Source organism: Paractinoplanes deccanensis (assembly GCF_016862115.1).
GTDB classification, from domain to species: Bacteria; Actinomycetota; Actinomycetes; order Mycobacteriales; family Micromonosporaceae; genus Actinoplanes; species Actinoplanes deccanensis.
The window spans coordinates 78,452-93,089 of record NZ_BOMI01000045.1; the positions used below are offsets into that span (position 1 = coordinate 78,452).

22 protein-coding genes are annotated in these 14,638 nt (G+C 69.3%); 21 read left to right on the forward strand and 1 reads right to left on the reverse strand.

Annotated features, from left to right (window positions below):
* From Ade02nite_RS13310 to truA, 19 genes are all read left to right on the forward strand, one after another.
* Entirely contained in the window at nucleotides 1-186 is a 186-nt protein-coding gene (locus Ade02nite_RS13310) for a type Z 30S ribosomal protein S14 (RefSeq protein ID WP_014440734.1), read from the forward strand.
* 74 nt (nucleotides 187-260) lie between these two features.
* A complete protein-coding gene (gene rpsH, locus Ade02nite_RS13315; RefSeq protein ID WP_203761918.1) occupies nucleotides 261-668 on the forward strand; it encodes a 30S ribosomal protein S8 in 408 nt (135 codons plus the stop codon).
* A 17-nt stretch (nucleotides 669-685) separates the two neighbouring features.
* On the forward strand, nucleotides 686-1,225 hold the full coding sequence (gene rplF / locus Ade02nite_RS13320) for a 50S ribosomal protein L6 (RefSeq protein ID WP_203761919.1): 540 nt from the start codon (nucleotides 686-688) through the stop codon (nucleotides 1,223-1,225).
* A complete protein-coding gene (gene rplR, locus Ade02nite_RS13325; RefSeq protein ID WP_203761920.1) occupies nucleotides 1,222-1,617 on the forward strand; it encodes a 50S ribosomal protein L18 in 396 nt (131 codons plus the stop codon). The genes rplF and rplR overlap by 4 nt, the downstream gene beginning before the upstream one ends.
* Nucleotides 1,618-1,630: 13 nt before the next feature.
* Complete coding sequence (rpsE, locus tag Ade02nite_RS13330) at nucleotides 1,631-2,254, forward strand: 30S ribosomal protein S5 (protein WP_203761921.1); 624 nt, start codon at nucleotides 1,631-1,633, stop codon at nucleotides 2,252-2,254.
* A complete protein-coding gene (gene rpmD, locus Ade02nite_RS13335) occupies nucleotides 2,254-2,436 on the forward strand; it encodes a 50S ribosomal protein L30 (protein ID WP_014687772.1) in 183 nt (60 codons plus the stop codon). Before rpsE ends, rpmD begins: the two co-directional genes overlap by 1 nt.
* Entirely contained in the window at nucleotides 2,436-2,879 is a 444-nt protein-coding gene (gene rplO, locus Ade02nite_RS13340; protein WP_203761922.1) for a 50S ribosomal protein L15, read from the forward strand. The genes rpmD and rplO overlap by 1 nt, the downstream gene beginning before the upstream one ends.
* A gap of 243 nt (nucleotides 2,880-3,122) precedes the next feature.
* Complete coding sequence (secY, locus tag Ade02nite_RS13345) at nucleotides 3,123-4,466, forward strand: preprotein translocase subunit SecY (RefSeq protein ID WP_203761923.1); 1,344 nt, start codon at nucleotides 3,123-3,125, stop codon at nucleotides 4,464-4,466.
* Between the two features lie 65 nt (nucleotides 4,467-4,531).
* Nucleotides 4,532-5,185, forward strand: coding sequence for an adenylate kinase (locus Ade02nite_RS13350; protein WP_030436520.1), 654 nt, complete (start codon nucleotides 4,532-4,534; stop codon nucleotides 5,183-5,185).
* A 4-nt stretch (nucleotides 5,186-5,189) separates the two neighbouring features.
* Complete coding sequence (gene map, locus Ade02nite_RS13355) at nucleotides 5,190-6,023, forward strand: type I methionyl aminopeptidase (protein ID WP_203761924.1); 834 nt, start codon at nucleotides 5,190-5,192, stop codon at nucleotides 6,021-6,023.
* Between the two features lie 74 nt (nucleotides 6,024-6,097).
* Entirely contained in the window at nucleotides 6,098-6,667 is a 570-nt protein-coding gene (locus tag Ade02nite_RS13360; protein ID WP_203761952.1) for a DUF1707 SHOCT-like domain-containing protein, read from the forward strand.
* A 190-nt stretch (nucleotides 6,668-6,857) separates the two neighbouring features.
* Nucleotides 6,858-7,079: a translation initiation factor IF-1 gene (gene infA, locus Ade02nite_RS13365; protein WP_007073013.1), complete on the forward strand. Its 222-nt coding sequence runs from the start codon at nucleotides 6,858-6,860 to the stop codon at nucleotides 7,077-7,079.
* Nucleotides 7,080-7,132: 53 nt separating this feature from the next.
* Nucleotides 7,133-7,249: a 50S ribosomal protein L36 gene (rpmJ, locus tag Ade02nite_RS13370; protein ID WP_015619018.1), complete on the forward strand. Its 117-nt coding sequence runs from the start codon at nucleotides 7,133-7,135 to the stop codon at nucleotides 7,247-7,249.
* A 161-nt stretch (nucleotides 7,250-7,410) separates the two neighbouring features.
* A complete protein-coding gene (rpsM, locus tag Ade02nite_RS13375; RefSeq protein ID WP_097322757.1) occupies nucleotides 7,411-7,791 on the forward strand; it encodes a 30S ribosomal protein S13 in 381 nt (126 codons plus the stop codon).
* Nucleotides 7,792-7,808: 17 nt separating this feature from the next.
* Nucleotides 7,809-8,216 carry a 30S ribosomal protein S11 gene (gene rpsK, locus Ade02nite_RS13380; RefSeq protein ID WP_014440747.1) on the forward strand — a complete coding sequence of 136 codons (408 nt, stop codon included), beginning with the start codon at nucleotides 7,809-7,811 and terminating at the stop codon, nucleotides 8,214-8,216.
* A 13-nt stretch (nucleotides 8,217-8,229) separates the two neighbouring features.
* The gene (gene rpsD / locus Ade02nite_RS13385) at nucleotides 8,230-8,856 is read left to right on the forward strand and encodes a 30S ribosomal protein S4 (protein ID WP_203761925.1); all 627 of its coding nucleotides are present in this window, start codon (nucleotides 8,230-8,232) and stop codon (nucleotides 8,854-8,856) included.
* An 87-nt stretch (nucleotides 8,857-8,943) separates the two neighbouring features.
* Complete coding sequence (locus tag Ade02nite_RS13390; RefSeq protein ID WP_097322755.1) at nucleotides 8,944-9,966, forward strand: DNA-directed RNA polymerase subunit alpha; 1,023 nt, start codon at nucleotides 8,944-8,946, stop codon at nucleotides 9,964-9,966.
* Between the two features lie 35 nt (nucleotides 9,967-10,001).
* Nucleotides 10,002-10,586, forward strand: a complete 585-nt coding sequence (rplQ, locus tag Ade02nite_RS13395) for a 50S ribosomal protein L17 (RefSeq protein ID WP_203761926.1) — start codon at nucleotides 10,002-10,004, stop codon at nucleotides 10,584-10,586.
* A gap of 65 nt (nucleotides 10,587-10,651) precedes the next feature.
* Complete coding sequence (truA, locus tag Ade02nite_RS13400) at nucleotides 10,652-11,461, forward strand: tRNA pseudouridine(38-40) synthase TruA (protein WP_203761927.1); 810 nt, start codon at nucleotides 10,652-10,654, stop codon at nucleotides 11,459-11,461.
* Here truA and Ade02nite_RS13405 read toward each other — a convergent pair.
* Nucleotides 11,439-12,230, reverse strand: coding sequence for a hypothetical protein (locus Ade02nite_RS13405; RefSeq protein ID WP_203761928.1), 792 nt, complete (start codon nucleotides 12,228-12,230; stop codon nucleotides 11,439-11,441). The two genes, truA and Ade02nite_RS13405, sit on opposite strands and share 23 nt — an antisense overlap.
* A 96-nt stretch (nucleotides 12,231-12,326) precedes the next feature.
* On the opposite strand from Ade02nite_RS13405, the gene Ade02nite_RS13410 reads away from it, so the two are divergent.
* Nucleotides 12,327-12,929, forward strand: a complete 603-nt coding sequence (locus Ade02nite_RS13410; RefSeq protein WP_203761929.1) for a class I SAM-dependent methyltransferase — start codon at nucleotides 12,327-12,329, stop codon at nucleotides 12,927-12,929.
* 32 nt (nucleotides 12,930-12,961) lie between these two features.
* Complete coding sequence (locus Ade02nite_RS13415) at nucleotides 12,962-14,608, forward strand: ABC-F family ATP-binding cassette domain-containing protein (protein ID WP_203761930.1); 1,647 nt, start codon at nucleotides 12,962-12,964, stop codon at nucleotides 14,606-14,608.
* The last annotated feature ends 30 nt before the right edge of the window (nucleotides 14,609-14,638 follow it).

A 14,638-nucleotide genomic window follows, 5' to 3' on the forward strand; every position in this document is an offset into this window, starting at 1 on the left:
ATGGCCAAGAAGGCGCTGATCATCAAGGCGGCCGCGAAGCCGAAGTTCGCCGTGCGTGCTTACACCCGCTGCCAGAAGTGCGGTCGCCCGCACTCGGTCTACCGCAAGTTCGGCCTCTGCCGCGTTTGCGTGCGGGACATGGCGCACCGTGGGGAGCTCCCCGGCGTGTCGAAGGCTTCTTGGTAACCCGACTTTTTGTACTACCGCTTCGCCGTAGGCCCGCCTGCGGGAACCCCGGCGAGAAAGGTTGACGAACACCCATGACGATGACGGACCCGATCGCAGACATGCTCACGCGTCTGCGTAACGCCAACCAGGCGTACCACGACAAGGTGACCATGCCCTTCTCGAAGATCAAGGCGAACATCGCCGAGGTCCTCAAGAGCGAGGGTTACATCGCCTCCTGGTCGGCCGAGGAGCCCGAGGAAGGCGCTGTCGGCAAGCGTCTGGTCGTTGAGCTCAAGTACGGCCAGAACCGCGAGCGCAGCCTCGCCGGCATCAAGCGCGTTTCCAAGCCCGGCCTCCGGGTGTACGCCAAGTCCGACGAGCTCCCGCGGGTGCTCGGCGGCCTGGGCGTCGCGATCATTTCGACGTCCCAGGGGCTGCTGACCGACCGGCAGGCCCGCAAGCGGAGCGTTGGCGGGGAAGTCCTCGCCTTCGTCTGGTAACTGGAGACTGAGAAACCATGTCGCGAATCGGACGTAAGTCGATCCCGGTCCCGGCCGGCGTCGATGTCACCATCACGGGCCAGACCGTCAAGGTCAAGGGCCCCAAGGGCGAGCTGTCGCACACCGTCTCGGAGCCGATCACGGTCGAGAAGGACGGTGCCGAGCTGCACGTCAACCGCCCCAACGACGAGCGCAAGGCCAAGGAGCTCCACGGCCTGTCGCGTACCCTGGTCGCCAACATGATCATCGGCGTCACCGAGGGCTACAAGAAGACGCTCGAGATCAACGGCACCGGTTACCGGGTCACGGCCAAGGGCAAGGACCTCGAGTTCGCCCTCGGCTTCTCGCACCCGGTAAACGTCGTGCCGCCGGCGGGCATCAGCTTCTCCGTCGAGAAGCCGACCCAGTTCACGGTCTCGGGCATCGACAAGCAGCTGGTCGGCGAGGTGGCCGCCAACATTCGGAAGATCCGCCCGCCGGAGCCCTACAAGGGCAAGGGCGTGAAGTACCAGGGCGAGGTCATCCGCCGCAAGGCTGGAAAGGCAGGTAAGAAGTGACCGCCACGCTTCTCAAGCGTCGCAACGGCGCGGGTGTCGCCGCCAAGCGGGCTGTCGGAAAGGCGCGTCGGCACTTCCGGGTCCGCCGGAACCTCCGCGGTACCGCAGAGCGCCCGCGTCTGGTCGTCACCCGTTCCACGCGGCACATCACCGCGCAGATCATCGACGACCTCCAGGGCCACACCCTGGCCTCGGCCTCCACGCTCGACGCCTCGCTGCGGGGCACCGAGGGTGACAAGAGCGCCCTGGCCGGCAAGGTCGGCGCGCTCCTCGCCGAGCGGGCCAAGGCCGCGGGCGTGTCCAAGGTCGTCTTCGACCGCGGTGGCAACAAGTACGCGGGGCGTATCGCCGCGCTTGCGGATGCCGCTCGCGAAGCCGGACTCGAGTTCTAGGAGGAATTGACCAATGCCTGGTCAGCAGCGCCGAGGCGGCGGGTCCGGCGGTAACACCGAGGGTGGCAACCGCCGGGACAACCGCCGTGAGGGCGGCCGCGGCAACGCGCCCGTCGAGAAGACCCCGCACCTCGAGCGGGTCGTGGCGATCAACCGTGTCGCCAAGGTCGTCAAGGGCGGTCGTCGCTTCAGCTTCACCGCTCTGGTGATCGTGGGCGACGGCGACGGCACCGTCGGCATCGGCTACGGAAAGGCCAAGGAGGTGCCCGCGGCCATCGCCAAGGGCGTCGAGGAGGCCAAGAAGCACTTCTTCAAGGTGCCGCGGATCGGCTCCACGATCCCGCACCCGATCACCGGCGAGGCCGCCGCGGGTGTCGTGCTCCTCAAGCCGGCCTCCGCCGGTACCGGTGTCATCGCCGGTGGCCCGGTGCGCGCCGTGCTCGAGTGCGCCGGCATCCACGACGTGCTCTCGAAGAGCCTCGGCTCGTCGAACCCGATCAACATCGTGCACGCGACGGTGGCCGCGCTGAAGGGCCTCGAGTCGCCGGAGAAGGTCGCGGCTCGCCGTGGCCTGCCGGTCGAGGACGTGGCGCCGGCGGCCATGCTGGCGGCGCGTGCGGAAGCGGCGGTGCACTGATGGCGCGTTTGAAGGTCACCCAGATCCGGTCCGAGATCGGGCGCAAGCAGAACCAGCGTGACTCGCTGCGTTCGCTCGGCCTGAAGCGGATCAACGATGTGGTGGTCAAGGAGGACCGTCCCGAGATCCGGGGCATGATCTTCGCCGTGAACCACCTCGTCACTGTTGAGGAGGTCGAGTAATGGCGATCAAGGTCCACCACCTCCGCCCGGCGCCCGGAGCCAAGACGCCGAAGACCCGCGTGGGTCGCGGTGAGGGCTCGAAGGGCAAGACCGCCGGTCGCGGTACCAAGGGCACCAAGGCCCGCTACCAGGTTCCGGCCAGCTTCGAGGGTGGGCAGATGCCCATCCACATGCGGCTGCCGAAGCTGAAGGGCTTCAAGAACAAGAACAAGGTCGTCTTCCAGGTCGTCAACCTGGACCGTCTCGCCGCGCTGTTCCCGAACGGCGGCGAGGTCGGCCCGGACGAGCTGGTGCAGGCCGGCGCGGTCCGCAAGGGCCAGCTGGTCAAGGTGCTGGGCTCGGGCGAGCTGGACGGCGTGTCGCTGACCGTCTCGGCGCACGCGTTCAGCGAGTCGGCCAAGGAGAAGATCGCCGCTGCCGGTGGTTCCACCACCGAGCTGTGATGCTCGTGGGGGTGCTCGCCCGGGCGACGCGAAACGCGTCGTTCGGGCAGCATCCCCATTGTGGCGTCTGACCTGGGGTTTCATAACCGGGTGAAATGCCTACCCGCGGTGACGGCTACCGTGCTCCACCGTAGGGCGGCAAGACTGTTAGAGTCCGTTCCCAGCTAGAGATATCGGTCGTCCGGACCGATGCCTTCCCCCACCCGCCCGACGCGGCGGTAAACCTCGCGCAGGAGGAAGAAGTTGCTCTCCGCCTTTACCAGTGCGTTCCGGACGCCTGACCTGCGCAAGAAACTGTTGTTCACGGTCGCGATCATTGCGCTGTACAGGCTCGGTGCCACGTTGCCCAGCCCCGGTGTCTCCTACACCAACGTGCAGAAGTGCATCGAGATCGTGAACGACCAGAACTCCGGCGGCGTCCTCAACCTGCTGAACCTGTTCTCGGGTGGCGCGCTGCTCCAGCTCTCGGTGTTCGCGCTCGGCATCATGCCGTACATCACCGCCTCGATCATCCTGCAGCTGCTGACCGTGGTGATTCCCCGCCTCGAGCAGCTCCGCAAGGAGGGCCAGTCCGGCCAGGCGAAGATCACGCAGTACACGCGTTACCTGACGCTGGGCCTCGCGGTCCTGCAGTCCTCGGCGTTCGTCGCCCTGGCGCGGACCGGCCAGCTCTTCGGCAACGCCTGCGACCAGACCAACCCGGCCACCCAGATCATCCCGGAGAACACCGGGCTGCCGATGTGGCTCACGCTCTCGGTCCTGGTGCTCACCATGACCGCCGGCACCGGCATGGTCATGTGGCTCGGCGAGCTCATCACCGACCGCGGTGTCGGCAACGGCATGTCCGTCCTCATCTTCACCTCGATCGCGGCCCGCCTCCCCGGCGAGGGCTGGTCGATCAAGGAGTCGAGCGGCGTCGGCAAATTCATCCTCGTGATCCTGCTGGTGCTGGTCATCATCGGCCTGGTGGTCTTCATCGAGCAGGCCCAGCGCCGCATCCCGGTGCAGTACGCGAAGCGCATGATCGGCCGGCGGATGTACGGCGGCACGTCGACCTACATCCCGCTCAAGGTCAACCAGGCGGGTGTCGTCCCGGTCATCTTCGCCTCGTCGCTGCTCTACCTGCCGCAGCTCTACCTCCAGTTCTTCGACCCGAACAACCTCAAGGGCTATCAGGTCTGGATCCAGAACTGGCTGGCGGACCCGACCAGCGAGCTGTACATCGGCGTCTACTTCCTGCTGATCATCTTCTTCACGTACTTCTACGTCTCGATCACGTTCAACCCGACCGAGGTCGCTGACAACATGAAGAAGTACGGTGGGTTCGTGCCGGGCATCCGCCCGGGCAAGCCGACCGCCGACTACCTGGACTTCATCCTCAGCCGGATCACCCTGCCGGGAGCGCTCTACCTGGGCCTGATCTCGGTTCTGCCGAACTTCTTCTTCATCTGGCTCGACCAGCAGCAGTACCAGAACTTCCCGTTCGGCGGTACCGCGGTGCTGATCATGGTGGGCGTGGGTCTGGAGACGGTGAAGCAGATCGAGAGCCAGCTGATGCAGCGCAACTACGAAGGGTTCCTCCGGTAGTGGCGCCGCGGAGCCGGGGGGCTCTTGCGTCGAGGATCTCAACTCACCTAAGCGAGGCGATGTAGGTGCGGCTGGTGCTGGTGGGCCCTCCGGGGGCCGGCAAGGGGACCCAGGCTGAGTTCATCGCCGCCCATCTCGCCGTACCGAAGATCTCGACGGGCGACATCTTCCGGGCGAACGTGTCGCAGGGCACGCCGCTCGGCGTCGAGGCCAAGCGGTACATGGACGCGGGCCAGCTCGTCCCCGACGAGGTGACCATCAACATGGTGCGCGACCGGCTGGCCGAGCCGGACGCCGGCGACGGCTTCCTGCTCGACGGCTTCCCGCGCACGGTGCCCCAGGCCTCGGCGCTCGACAAGCTCCTGGCCGACCTGGGCACCGCGCTCGACCTGGTGATGGAGCTCGTGGTCGACGACGACGAGGTCATCCGGCGGCTGTCGGGCCGCCGGACTTGCCGCGGCTGCGGCAAGATCTGGCACGTCGAGTTCGACCCGACGAGCAAGGAGAACATCTGCGACCGCTGCGGGTCGGAGCTGTTCCAGCGCGACGACGACAAGGCCGAGACGATCGCCAACCGCCTGGTGGAGTACGCCGAGAAGACCGCCCCGCTGGTCGACTTCTACGGCGCGCAGGGCAAGCTCGTGGGCATCGACGCGACCGGCCCGGTCGAGGACGTCACCGTGCGCGCCATCGACGCCCTGCGGTCCTACGGGGGCTGAGCACGTGCGCCGCCCCCAGCTCGACATCCAACTGAAGACTCCCGAGCAGATCGAGAAGATGCGCGGCGCCGGCCTGGTGGTCGCCGCCGCGCTCCAGGCGATGCGTGAGGCCGTGGCGCCCGGCGTCTCGACGGCCGACCTCGACGCCATCGCCGAGAAGGTCATTCGCGACGCCGGCGCGGTCCCGTCGTTCAAGGGCTACCACGGCTTCCCGGCGTCGATCTGCGCCTCGGTCAACGAGCAGGTCGTCCACGGCATCCCGAGCGCCGAGCAGATCCTGCGCGAGGGCGACCTGATCTCGCTCGACTGCGGTGCGATCCTCGACGGCTGGCACGGCGACTCCGCGATCACGGTCGGGGTCGGCGAGACCGACCCGGCGCTGCTGCGCATGGCCGAGGTGGCCGAGGACGCCATGTGGGCCGGCATCGCGGCCGCCGCGCGCGGCTCGGCGAACGGCCGCGGCAAGCTCACCGACATCTCCTTCAACGTGGAGAAGGCGGTTCGTAAGGCCGGGCGGTACGGCATCGTCGACGGCTACGGCGGCCACGGCATCGGCACCGAGATGCACCAGGACCCGCACGTGCTCAACCACGGCAAGCCCGGCAAGGGCCCGCGCCTGGTGCCCGGCCTCTGCCTGGCGATCGAGCCGATGATCACGATGGGCTCGCCGCGCACGGCCGAGCTCGACGACGGCTGGACCGTGGTGACCCGCGACGGCTCGTTCGCCGCCCACGTGGAGCACACGATGGCGCTGCTCGAGGACGGCGTGTGGGTGACCACCGCGCCGGACGGCGGCCGGGCCCGCCTCGGCGATCTGGTGACCTCCCGACAGCCCTGAGGCCCCGGCGGCCCTGAGACGGCCTTCCGGTTCTGGTGACGGACTGGCATGGTTGAGGCATGGGCCGTGACGAGATGCGTGCCGGCGACGACGACCGTCGGCAGATCGCCGACACGCTGAAGACCGCGCTGGACGAGGGCCGTCTCGACCTGGCCGAGTACGACGAGCGCCTGCAGCGGGCGTACGCCGCGAAGACGTACGGCGACCTCGATCTCTTGATCGCCGACCTCCCCGGCAGCCGGCCGGCGCAACCGGCAGCTGTGGCCACGCCGGTGAAGCCGGCCGGGCGCGAGGCCACCCTGGAGTGGGTCGGCCAGGTGTGGAGCGCCTGGATCTTCGTCACGCTGCTCACCACGGCGATCTGGTTCATCACGAGCCTGGCCGGCAACGAGTGGGGATACTTCTGGCCGATCTGGGTGGCCGGCCCGTGGGGCGCGATCCAGCTCTTCGCGACCATCGGCGGCCTGGCCGGGGGCGCTCCGCGCAAGATGGTCGAGGAGCGCGACCGCAAACGCGAGCGCAAACAGCGCAAACGCGAGCGCAAGGCCCTCCGGGCTCAACAGCCGGGCCAGCTGCCCCCGTCGCCCGGACAAAAATGGGATATGTCCGATTCTCAGGTGGCCGACACACCCGACCACGGGTAGCGGCGACCTCGGTTTGGCGTCGCTGTTCCGCGGGCGTACACTGGCTAGCTGGCGCGCCTGCGTCCACTCCCGCATGTCCTCAGCGCTTCGAGGACGGCCGGGAGCCGCGGCTGGCAAGAGGGCCTTTCGGCCCGCTTGAAAAGGTGCACGACGCGCTAGCCCCGAACCCCAGTGTCAGGTAGCGGAGGACATGCCTAAGAAAGACGGAGCCATCGAGATCGAGGGCCGCGTGATCGAGCCCCTGCCGAACGCCATGTTCCGCGTTGAGCTCGCCAATGGTCACAAGGTACTTGCACACATCTCCGGCAAGATGCGGCAGCACTACATCCGCATCCTTCCCGAGGACAGGGTCGTCGTCGAGCTCTCGCCGTACGACCTCACCCGTGGGCGAATCGTCTACCGCTACAAGTGACGACGGGGAGCGGGGGACCTTGTTTCCCGTCCCGCTGAGAGTTAAGGCAAACCGTGAAGGTCAAGCCGAGCGTCAAGCGGATCTGCAACAACTGCCGGGTCATCCGGCGGCACGGCCGCGTCATGGTCATCTGCAAGACCGACGCGCGCCACAAGCAGCGCCAGGGCTGACGCCCTGTCGCTGGCGCCCCGCAGGTCCAGCTCGAAACACGAAAGAGCTCGTCCCAGCCACAGCAGTGGTGATACCCCCGGCGCGGAGGCCGGGGCCCGTCCGGGCAGACGGGGTGGGAGGGGCCCAGACCTCCGAACGATTCTGAGGAGTACGCCCACTTATGGCACGACTCGTCGGCGTCGATCTTCCCCGCGAGAAGCGGATGGAGATCGCGCTCACCTACATCTACGGGATCGGTCGCACCCGTGCCGTCGAGGCACTGACCGCCACCGCGATTGACCTGAACAAGCGCGCCAAGGACCTCACGGACGAGGAGCTGGTCCAGCTCCGCGACTACATCGAGGGCAATTTCAAGGTTGAGGGTGACCTGCGCCGCGAGGTCGCCGCGGACATCCGCCGCAAGGTCGAGATCGGCTCGTACGCCGGCATCCGCCACCGCCGGGGTCTCCCCGTGCGTGGCCAGCGGACCCGTACCAACGCTCGTACCCGCAAGGGCCCGAAGCGCACGGTCGCCGGTAAGAAGAAGCCCGGTCGGAAGTAATAGGAGCGCACTGACTTATGCCACCGAAGGCACGCGCTGGGGCCGCTGTAAAGAAGGTCCGGCGCAAGGAACGCAAGAACGTCGCCCACGGGCAGGCGCACATCAAGAGCACCTTCAACAACACCATCGTGTCGATCACCGACCCGACCGGTGCTGTGATCTCCTGGGCCTCCTCCGGCCAGGTGGGCTTCAAGGGCTCCCGCAAGTCGACCCCGTTCGCCGCGCAGCTGGCCGCCGAGGCCGCCGCTCGCCGCGCGATGGAGCACGGCATGCGCAAGGTGGACGTGTTCGTCAAGGGTCCCGGCTCCGGCCGCGAGACCGCGATCCGTTCGCTGCAGGCCGCTGGTCTCGAGGTCGGCCAGATCTCCGACGTCACGCCGCAGCCGCACAACGGCTGCCGCCCGCCGAAGCGTCGCCGGGTCTGAGGGGAGTATCGACATGGCTCGTTATACAGGTGCGGACTGCAAGCGCTGCCGCCGCGAAAAGATGAAGCTGTTCCTCAAGGGCAGCAAGTGCGACGGGCCGAAGTGCCCGTTCGAGTCGCGTCCCTTCCCGCCCGGCCAGCACGGCCGCGGCCGGACCAAGGAGACCGAGTACCTCCTGCAGCACCGCGAGAAGCAGAAGGCCCGCCGCGCGTACGGCGTGCTCGAGAAGCAGTTCCGCGGTTACTACGAGGAGGCTGTCAACAAGCAGGGCAAGACCGGTGAGGTCCTCCTGCAGATCCTCGAGTCCCGCCTCGACAACGTCGTCTACCGGGCCGGCTACGCCCAGTCCCGCGACATGGCCCGGCAGCTGGTCAAGCACGGCCACTTCCTGGTCAACGGCGTGAAGGTCGACATCCCGTCGTACCGCGTCAAGGAGAAGGACATCGTCACGGTCCGGGAGAAGTCGAAGGAGATGACCCCCTTCGTCGTCGCCCAGGCGCAGGCCGGTTCCCGGCCGGTGCCCGCGTGGCTCGAGCCCATCCCCAGCGAGATGAAGATCCTCGTGCACTCGCTCCCGGCCCGGTCGGTCATCGACACCCAGGTCCAGGAGCAGCTGATCGTCGAGCTCTACTCCAAGTAGCGCTCTGCCGGGGGCGCCGCTCGGCGCCCCCGGTGCACTACCGAAGGCCATCAAATAGTGGGTGGCCCGACAGAAAGAAGAAGCAGCGTGCTCATCAGCCAGCGCCCGACCCTCTCCGAGGAGTCGATCAGCGAGACCCGCTCCCGGTTCACCATCGAGCCGCTGGAGCCCGGTTTCGGGTACACCCTCGGCAACTCGCTGCGGCGTACCCTGCTGTCGTCGATCCCCGGCGCGGCGGTCACCAGCATCAAGATCGACGGCGTCCTGCACGAGTTCACCACGATCCCCGGTGTCAAGGAGGACGTGGTCGAGCTGGTCATGAACGTCAAGGAGCTCACCGTCAGCTCCGAGCACGACGAGCCGGTCAGCATGTACCTGCGCAAGCAGGGCCCGGGCGACGTCACCGCCGGTGACATCCAGCCCCCGGCCGGCGTGTCCGTGCACAACCCCGACCTCAAGCTGGCCACGCTCAACAGCAAGGGCCGGCTCGACATGGAGCTCACCGTCGAGCGGGGCCGTGGCTACGTCACGGCGGCGCAGAACAAGAGCGCCGGCGCCGAGATCGGCCGCATCCCGGTCGACTCGATCTACTCGCCGGTCATGAAGGTGACCTACCGCGTCGAGGCGACCCGTGTCGAGCAGCGCACCGACTTCGACCGCCTCATCATCGACGTCGAGTCGAAGGCCTCCATCTCGCCCCGCACCGCGCTGGCGTCCGCCGGTTCGACCCTGGTCGAGCTGTTCGGTCTCTGCCGCGAGCTGGACGAGACCGCCGAGGGCATCGACATCGGCCCGTCGCCGCAGGACGCGCAGCTCGCTGCCGACCTGGCCCTGCCGATCGAGGAGCTGGACCTCACCGTCCGGTCGTACAACTGCCTCAAGCGCGAGGGCATCAACTCCGTCGGGGAGCTGATCGGGCGGACGGAGGCCGACCTTCTGGATATAAGGAATTTCGGTCAGAAGTCGATCGACGAGGTCAAGATGAAGCTCGCCGGAATGGGCCTGGGCCTCAAGGACAGCGCGCCGTCCTTCGACCCCGCTCACGTCGTGGACTCGTTCGGCGACGTGGACTACGACACCGACGATTACCGCGAGACCGAGCAGCTCTGAGCAACTGAGCTCGGCCATCTAAAGGAGCAGTAGGAATGCCCACGCCCACCAAGGGAGCCCGCCTCGGCGGCAGCCCGGCGCACGAGAAGCTCATCCTGGCCAACCTGGCCACCGAGCTTTTCCGGCACGGGAAGATCAAGACCACCGAGGCCAAGGCCCGCCGGCTGCGCCCCCTGGCTGAGCAGCTCATCACCAAGGCCAAGCGCGGCGACCTGCACAACCGTCGCCGGGTGCTGGCCACGGTGAAGGACAAGGACGTCGTGTACGCCCTGTTCGAGCAGATCGCGCCGCGCTACGGCAACCGGCCGGGTGGCTACACCCGGATCACCAAGACCGGCCCGCGCAAGGGTGACGCCGCTCCGATGGCCGTCATCGAGCTGGTCGAGGAGCTCCAGGTGGCGGCGACCACCGCGCCGGCCAAGAAGGCCGCCCGCAAGGCCGCCGCGCAGCAGGACAAGGTCGAGGCTCTCGCCCGCGAGGACGAGGCTCCCGCCTCCGCCCCCGCCGCGAAGGCCGACACCGACGCCGACCAGGACGCCGAGGCTCCGGTCAACGCGTCCGGTGACAAGGGCGCCGAGGGCCCGGGCGACCAGGCCGAGGGCGACGACACCAAGGCGTGACGTAACGCGAAAGACCCGGCGCTCCCCCTGCGGGAGCGCCGGGTCTTTGCTTATGTGGGGGACAGATGGAACAGATCCGGCTGCGGCTGGACGTGTCGTACGACGGCGCCGAGTTCTCCGGCTGGGCCGCGCAACCCGGCCGCCGCACGGTCGCCGGCGTGCTCGCCGAGGCGTTCGGTCGGCTGGTCGGTGACGTGCCGCTCGGGCTGACCGTCGCGGGGCGGACGGACGCAGGGGTGCACGCCTCCGGCCAGGTCTGCCACATCGACCTGCCCGTCCCCGCCTGGGAGCAGTTGGAGGCCACGCTGCTGCGACGGCTGGCGGCGCTCATGCCGCCGGACGCGCGGGTGCGGGCGGTGCGGCCGGTCCCGCCGACCTTCGACGCGCGGTTCTCCGCCACCTTCCGCCGGTACGAATACCGGGTCGCGGACACCGTGTGGGGGCCGGAGCCGCTGCGCCGGCACGACACCCTCGGCTGGGTGCGGCCGCTCGACCTCGACCGGCTCAACGCGGCCTCGCAGTGGCTCACCGGCGAGCACGACTACGCCGCCTACTGCAAGCGCAAGGAGCACGCCACGACGATCCGGGCGATCACCCGGCTCGACTGGCGGCGCGACCCCGACGGCGTCTGCGTGGCCACCGTGCAGGCCGACGCGTTCTGCCAGTCGATGGTCCGCAGCCTCGTCGGCGCGTTGCTCACCGTCGGCGACGGCCGCCGCGACCCGGGATGGCCGGCGACGCTGCTCACCCGCACGGAACGCTCCAGCGAGGTCACCGTGGCGCCCGCGCACGGGCTGACGCTGGTCGAGGTGGGCTACCCGGACGAGGCCGACTACGCGGTGCGCGCGGAAGCTACCCGGCGGATGCGGGCGTGACCAGCGCGCCGGCCAGGTGGGTGTCGACGATCTCGGCGGTGATGCGCCGGGCGGTCGGGTCGTCGTTCGGCACCAGCTGGCCGTCGGCGCGGGTGATCACACAGTAGAGCAGGTAGTGGCCGCCGGCCTGCCAGCCCACCTGCGGAGCGGTCGCGCCGGCCTCGCTCGCGGGCAGCGTGGCGAAGCCGCCGTCGTCGCCCTCGACCACGCCGCGCACCAGATCCGCCACCTCGGCGGCGGCTGCCGGGTCGGCCAGCGTGAACGCGCCCGCCGTGACCCGATAGCCGCCGTACGGCGCGAGCAGGCCGGCGCGCACCACCTCGGTGCAGCCGTGCCGCTCGAGCACCGGGCCGAGGCCGCCGATGGTCGCCTCCGCGCAGTCGCCGCTCATGTGCCGCAGATCGATCGCGTACGGCCCGGCCGCCCCCGCCGGTCGCAGGACCTCCTGGTCCGGGAAGACATCGCCGAGGCTGAGCGAGCGCGTGGCGAGCCCGTCGCCGGCGGGAAGGGCGGTCGCCGGCGCGCGCTCCTGGAACCGGTCGGCGAGCACCAGGAAGGCGAACATGCCGGCGAGCGCCAGCAGGATCAGCCCGGCCAGGCCGCGGGTGAGGAGCTGGAACGGGCGCAGCGGCTCCACACGGGCGCGGCGCCGGGCCCGCGGCTGAGCCGGCCGGCGGTGGCCGGCGGATCCGACGCCGCGGACGAGCAGAACCAGGCCGCCGTCGGCGGTCGCGCGGTGGGCCGGTCGGAAAGGGGTGCCGTACCGCATGCGGGCCACGCTAGGAGCGGACGGTGATCAATGAACGCACAGTTTGTGCGGCACCCCGGAGGTTCGCGGCGCGCCGCGCAGCGGCAGACTTGCCTGGTGACCACCGACCATTACTTCAGCGCCGAGCCGAGCACACCCGACGAGCGCCGGGAGATCGAGTTCAGCGTGGCGGGCCGGGACTACAAGCTCGCCACCGCGGCCGGCGTGTTCTCCTCGGGGCGGCTCGACCCCGGCACCGCCGTCCTGCTGGCCAAGGCCGATCTGCCCACGACGGCCGGCGTCTTGCTCGACCTGGGCTGTGGTTACGGGCCGATCGCCTGCGTGCTGGCCCGCTCGGCGCCCGGCGCGGTGGTGCACGCCGTCGACGTCAACTCCCGGGCCCGGCAGCTCACCGAGGAGAACGCCGCCTCGCTCGGGCTGAGGGTCCAGGTCTCCGCGCCCGACGAGGTGGACCCGGACGTGACCTTCGACCAGATCTGGAGCAACCCGCCGACCCACGTGGGCAAGGCCGAGCTGCACGCGATCATGGAGCGCTGGCTGCCGCGGCTCGCCCCCGGCGGGGTCGCGTGGCTGGTCATCAACCGCCATCTCGGCGGTGACTCGCTGCACGCCTGGCTCGAGGCCGGCGGCTGGGAGGTCGAGCGGGTCGCCAGCAAGAAGGGCTTCCGCGTGCTGCGCGTGGTGCGAAAATCCGGCTGACTTCTCGGCACCGAGCCGGGAGGATGACCGCCATGGGGTACGTGGATGTCGCCGGAGCCGGATTCGTGCTGCCCGACGGGCGCCGGCTCTTCGCCGACGTCTCGTTCCGGGTCGGCGAGGGCACCAAGGTCGCGCTGGTCGGCCCGAACGGCGCGGGCAAGACGACGCTGCTGCGCATGGTCGCCGGCGACCTGCCCCTGCAGGAGGGCAGCATCGCGCGCTCCGGCGGGCTCGGCGTCATGCGCCAGTTCATCGGCATGATCGGCGACGACCGTACGCTTGCCGACCTCGCCCTGTCGCTGGTCAAGCCCGCGCTGCGCGAGGCAGGGGAGCGGCTCGAGCGGGCCGCGGCGGCGCTCGACGACGGCGAGCGCAGTCAGATCGCGTACGCCAACGCCCTGGCCCATTGGGGTGAGAGCGGAGGCTACGACGCCGAGGTGCTCTTCGACACCGTGGCGGTCGCGATCCTCGGCAAGCCCTGGGACGAGGTGCGCCACCGTCCGGTGCGGACACTCAGCGGCGGCCAGCAGAAGAGGTTCGCCCTCGACCTGCTGCTGCGCGGCGACGACGAGGTGCTGCTGCTCGACGAGCCCGACAACTTCCTCGACGTGCCGGGCAAGCGCTGGCTCGAGACGCGGCTGCGCGAGTCGCCCAAGTCGGTCCTCTACGTCTCGCACGACCGCGAGCTGCTGGCCCAGACGGCCGACCGGGTGGTCGCGGTCGAGGGCGGCGGCGCCTGGATCCATCCGGGCGGCTTCGCGTCGTGGCACGAGGCCCGCGTGCACCGCCACGAGAAGCTGGAGGAAAATCGCCGGCGCTGGGACGAGGAGCATCAGAAGCTGCGCGAGCAGATGCTGATGTACAAGCAGAAGGCGGCCTACAACTCCGACATGGCGTCGCGCTACCAGTCGGCCCAGACCAAGCTGCGCAAGTTCGAGGAGGCCGGCCCGCCACCGCTGCCGCCCAAGGACCAGTCGCTGCGCATGAACCTGCGCGGCGGCCGCACGGCGAAACGCGCGGTGATCTGCTCGGAGCTGGAGCTCGAGGACCTGACGTTCCCGTTCGACCTGGAGATCTGGTACGGCGACCGCGTCGCGGTGCTCGGCGCGAACGGCACCGGCAAGTCCCACTTCCTGCGGCTGCTGGCCGCGGGCGGCACCGACCCCGAGGCGGAGAACAAGCCGGTCGACGGCGCGCCGCTGGCCCACGTCGCCCACAACGGCGTGGCCCGCCTCGGCGCGCGCGTGCGGCCCGGCCACTTCTCGCAGACCCACGACCGTCCCGAGCTGCTCGAGCGCACCCTGGTCGAGATCCTCTGGCGGGGCGACGACCACCGCTCCGGCATGGACCGGGCGGGCGCGATGAAGGCCCTCAACCGCTACGAGCTGGCCGGACAGGGCGACCAGCGCTTCGGCACCCTCTCCGGCGGCCAGCAGGCCCGCTTCCTGGTGCTGCTGCTGGAGCTCTCGGGCGCCACGGTGCTGCTGCTCGACGAGCCGACGGACAACCTCGACCTGGCCTCGGCCGAGGCCCTGGAAGAAGGACTGCGCCAGTTCGAGGGCACGGTGATCGCGGTGACGCACGACCGCTGGTTCACCCGTTCCTTCGACCGCTTCGTCCTCTTCCAGGGCGACGGCGAGGTCGTCGAGACCCCCGAGCCGGTCTGGGACGTGCGTTAGGCGTTGCCTTGTGGTGGTCGGCGTCCTGCC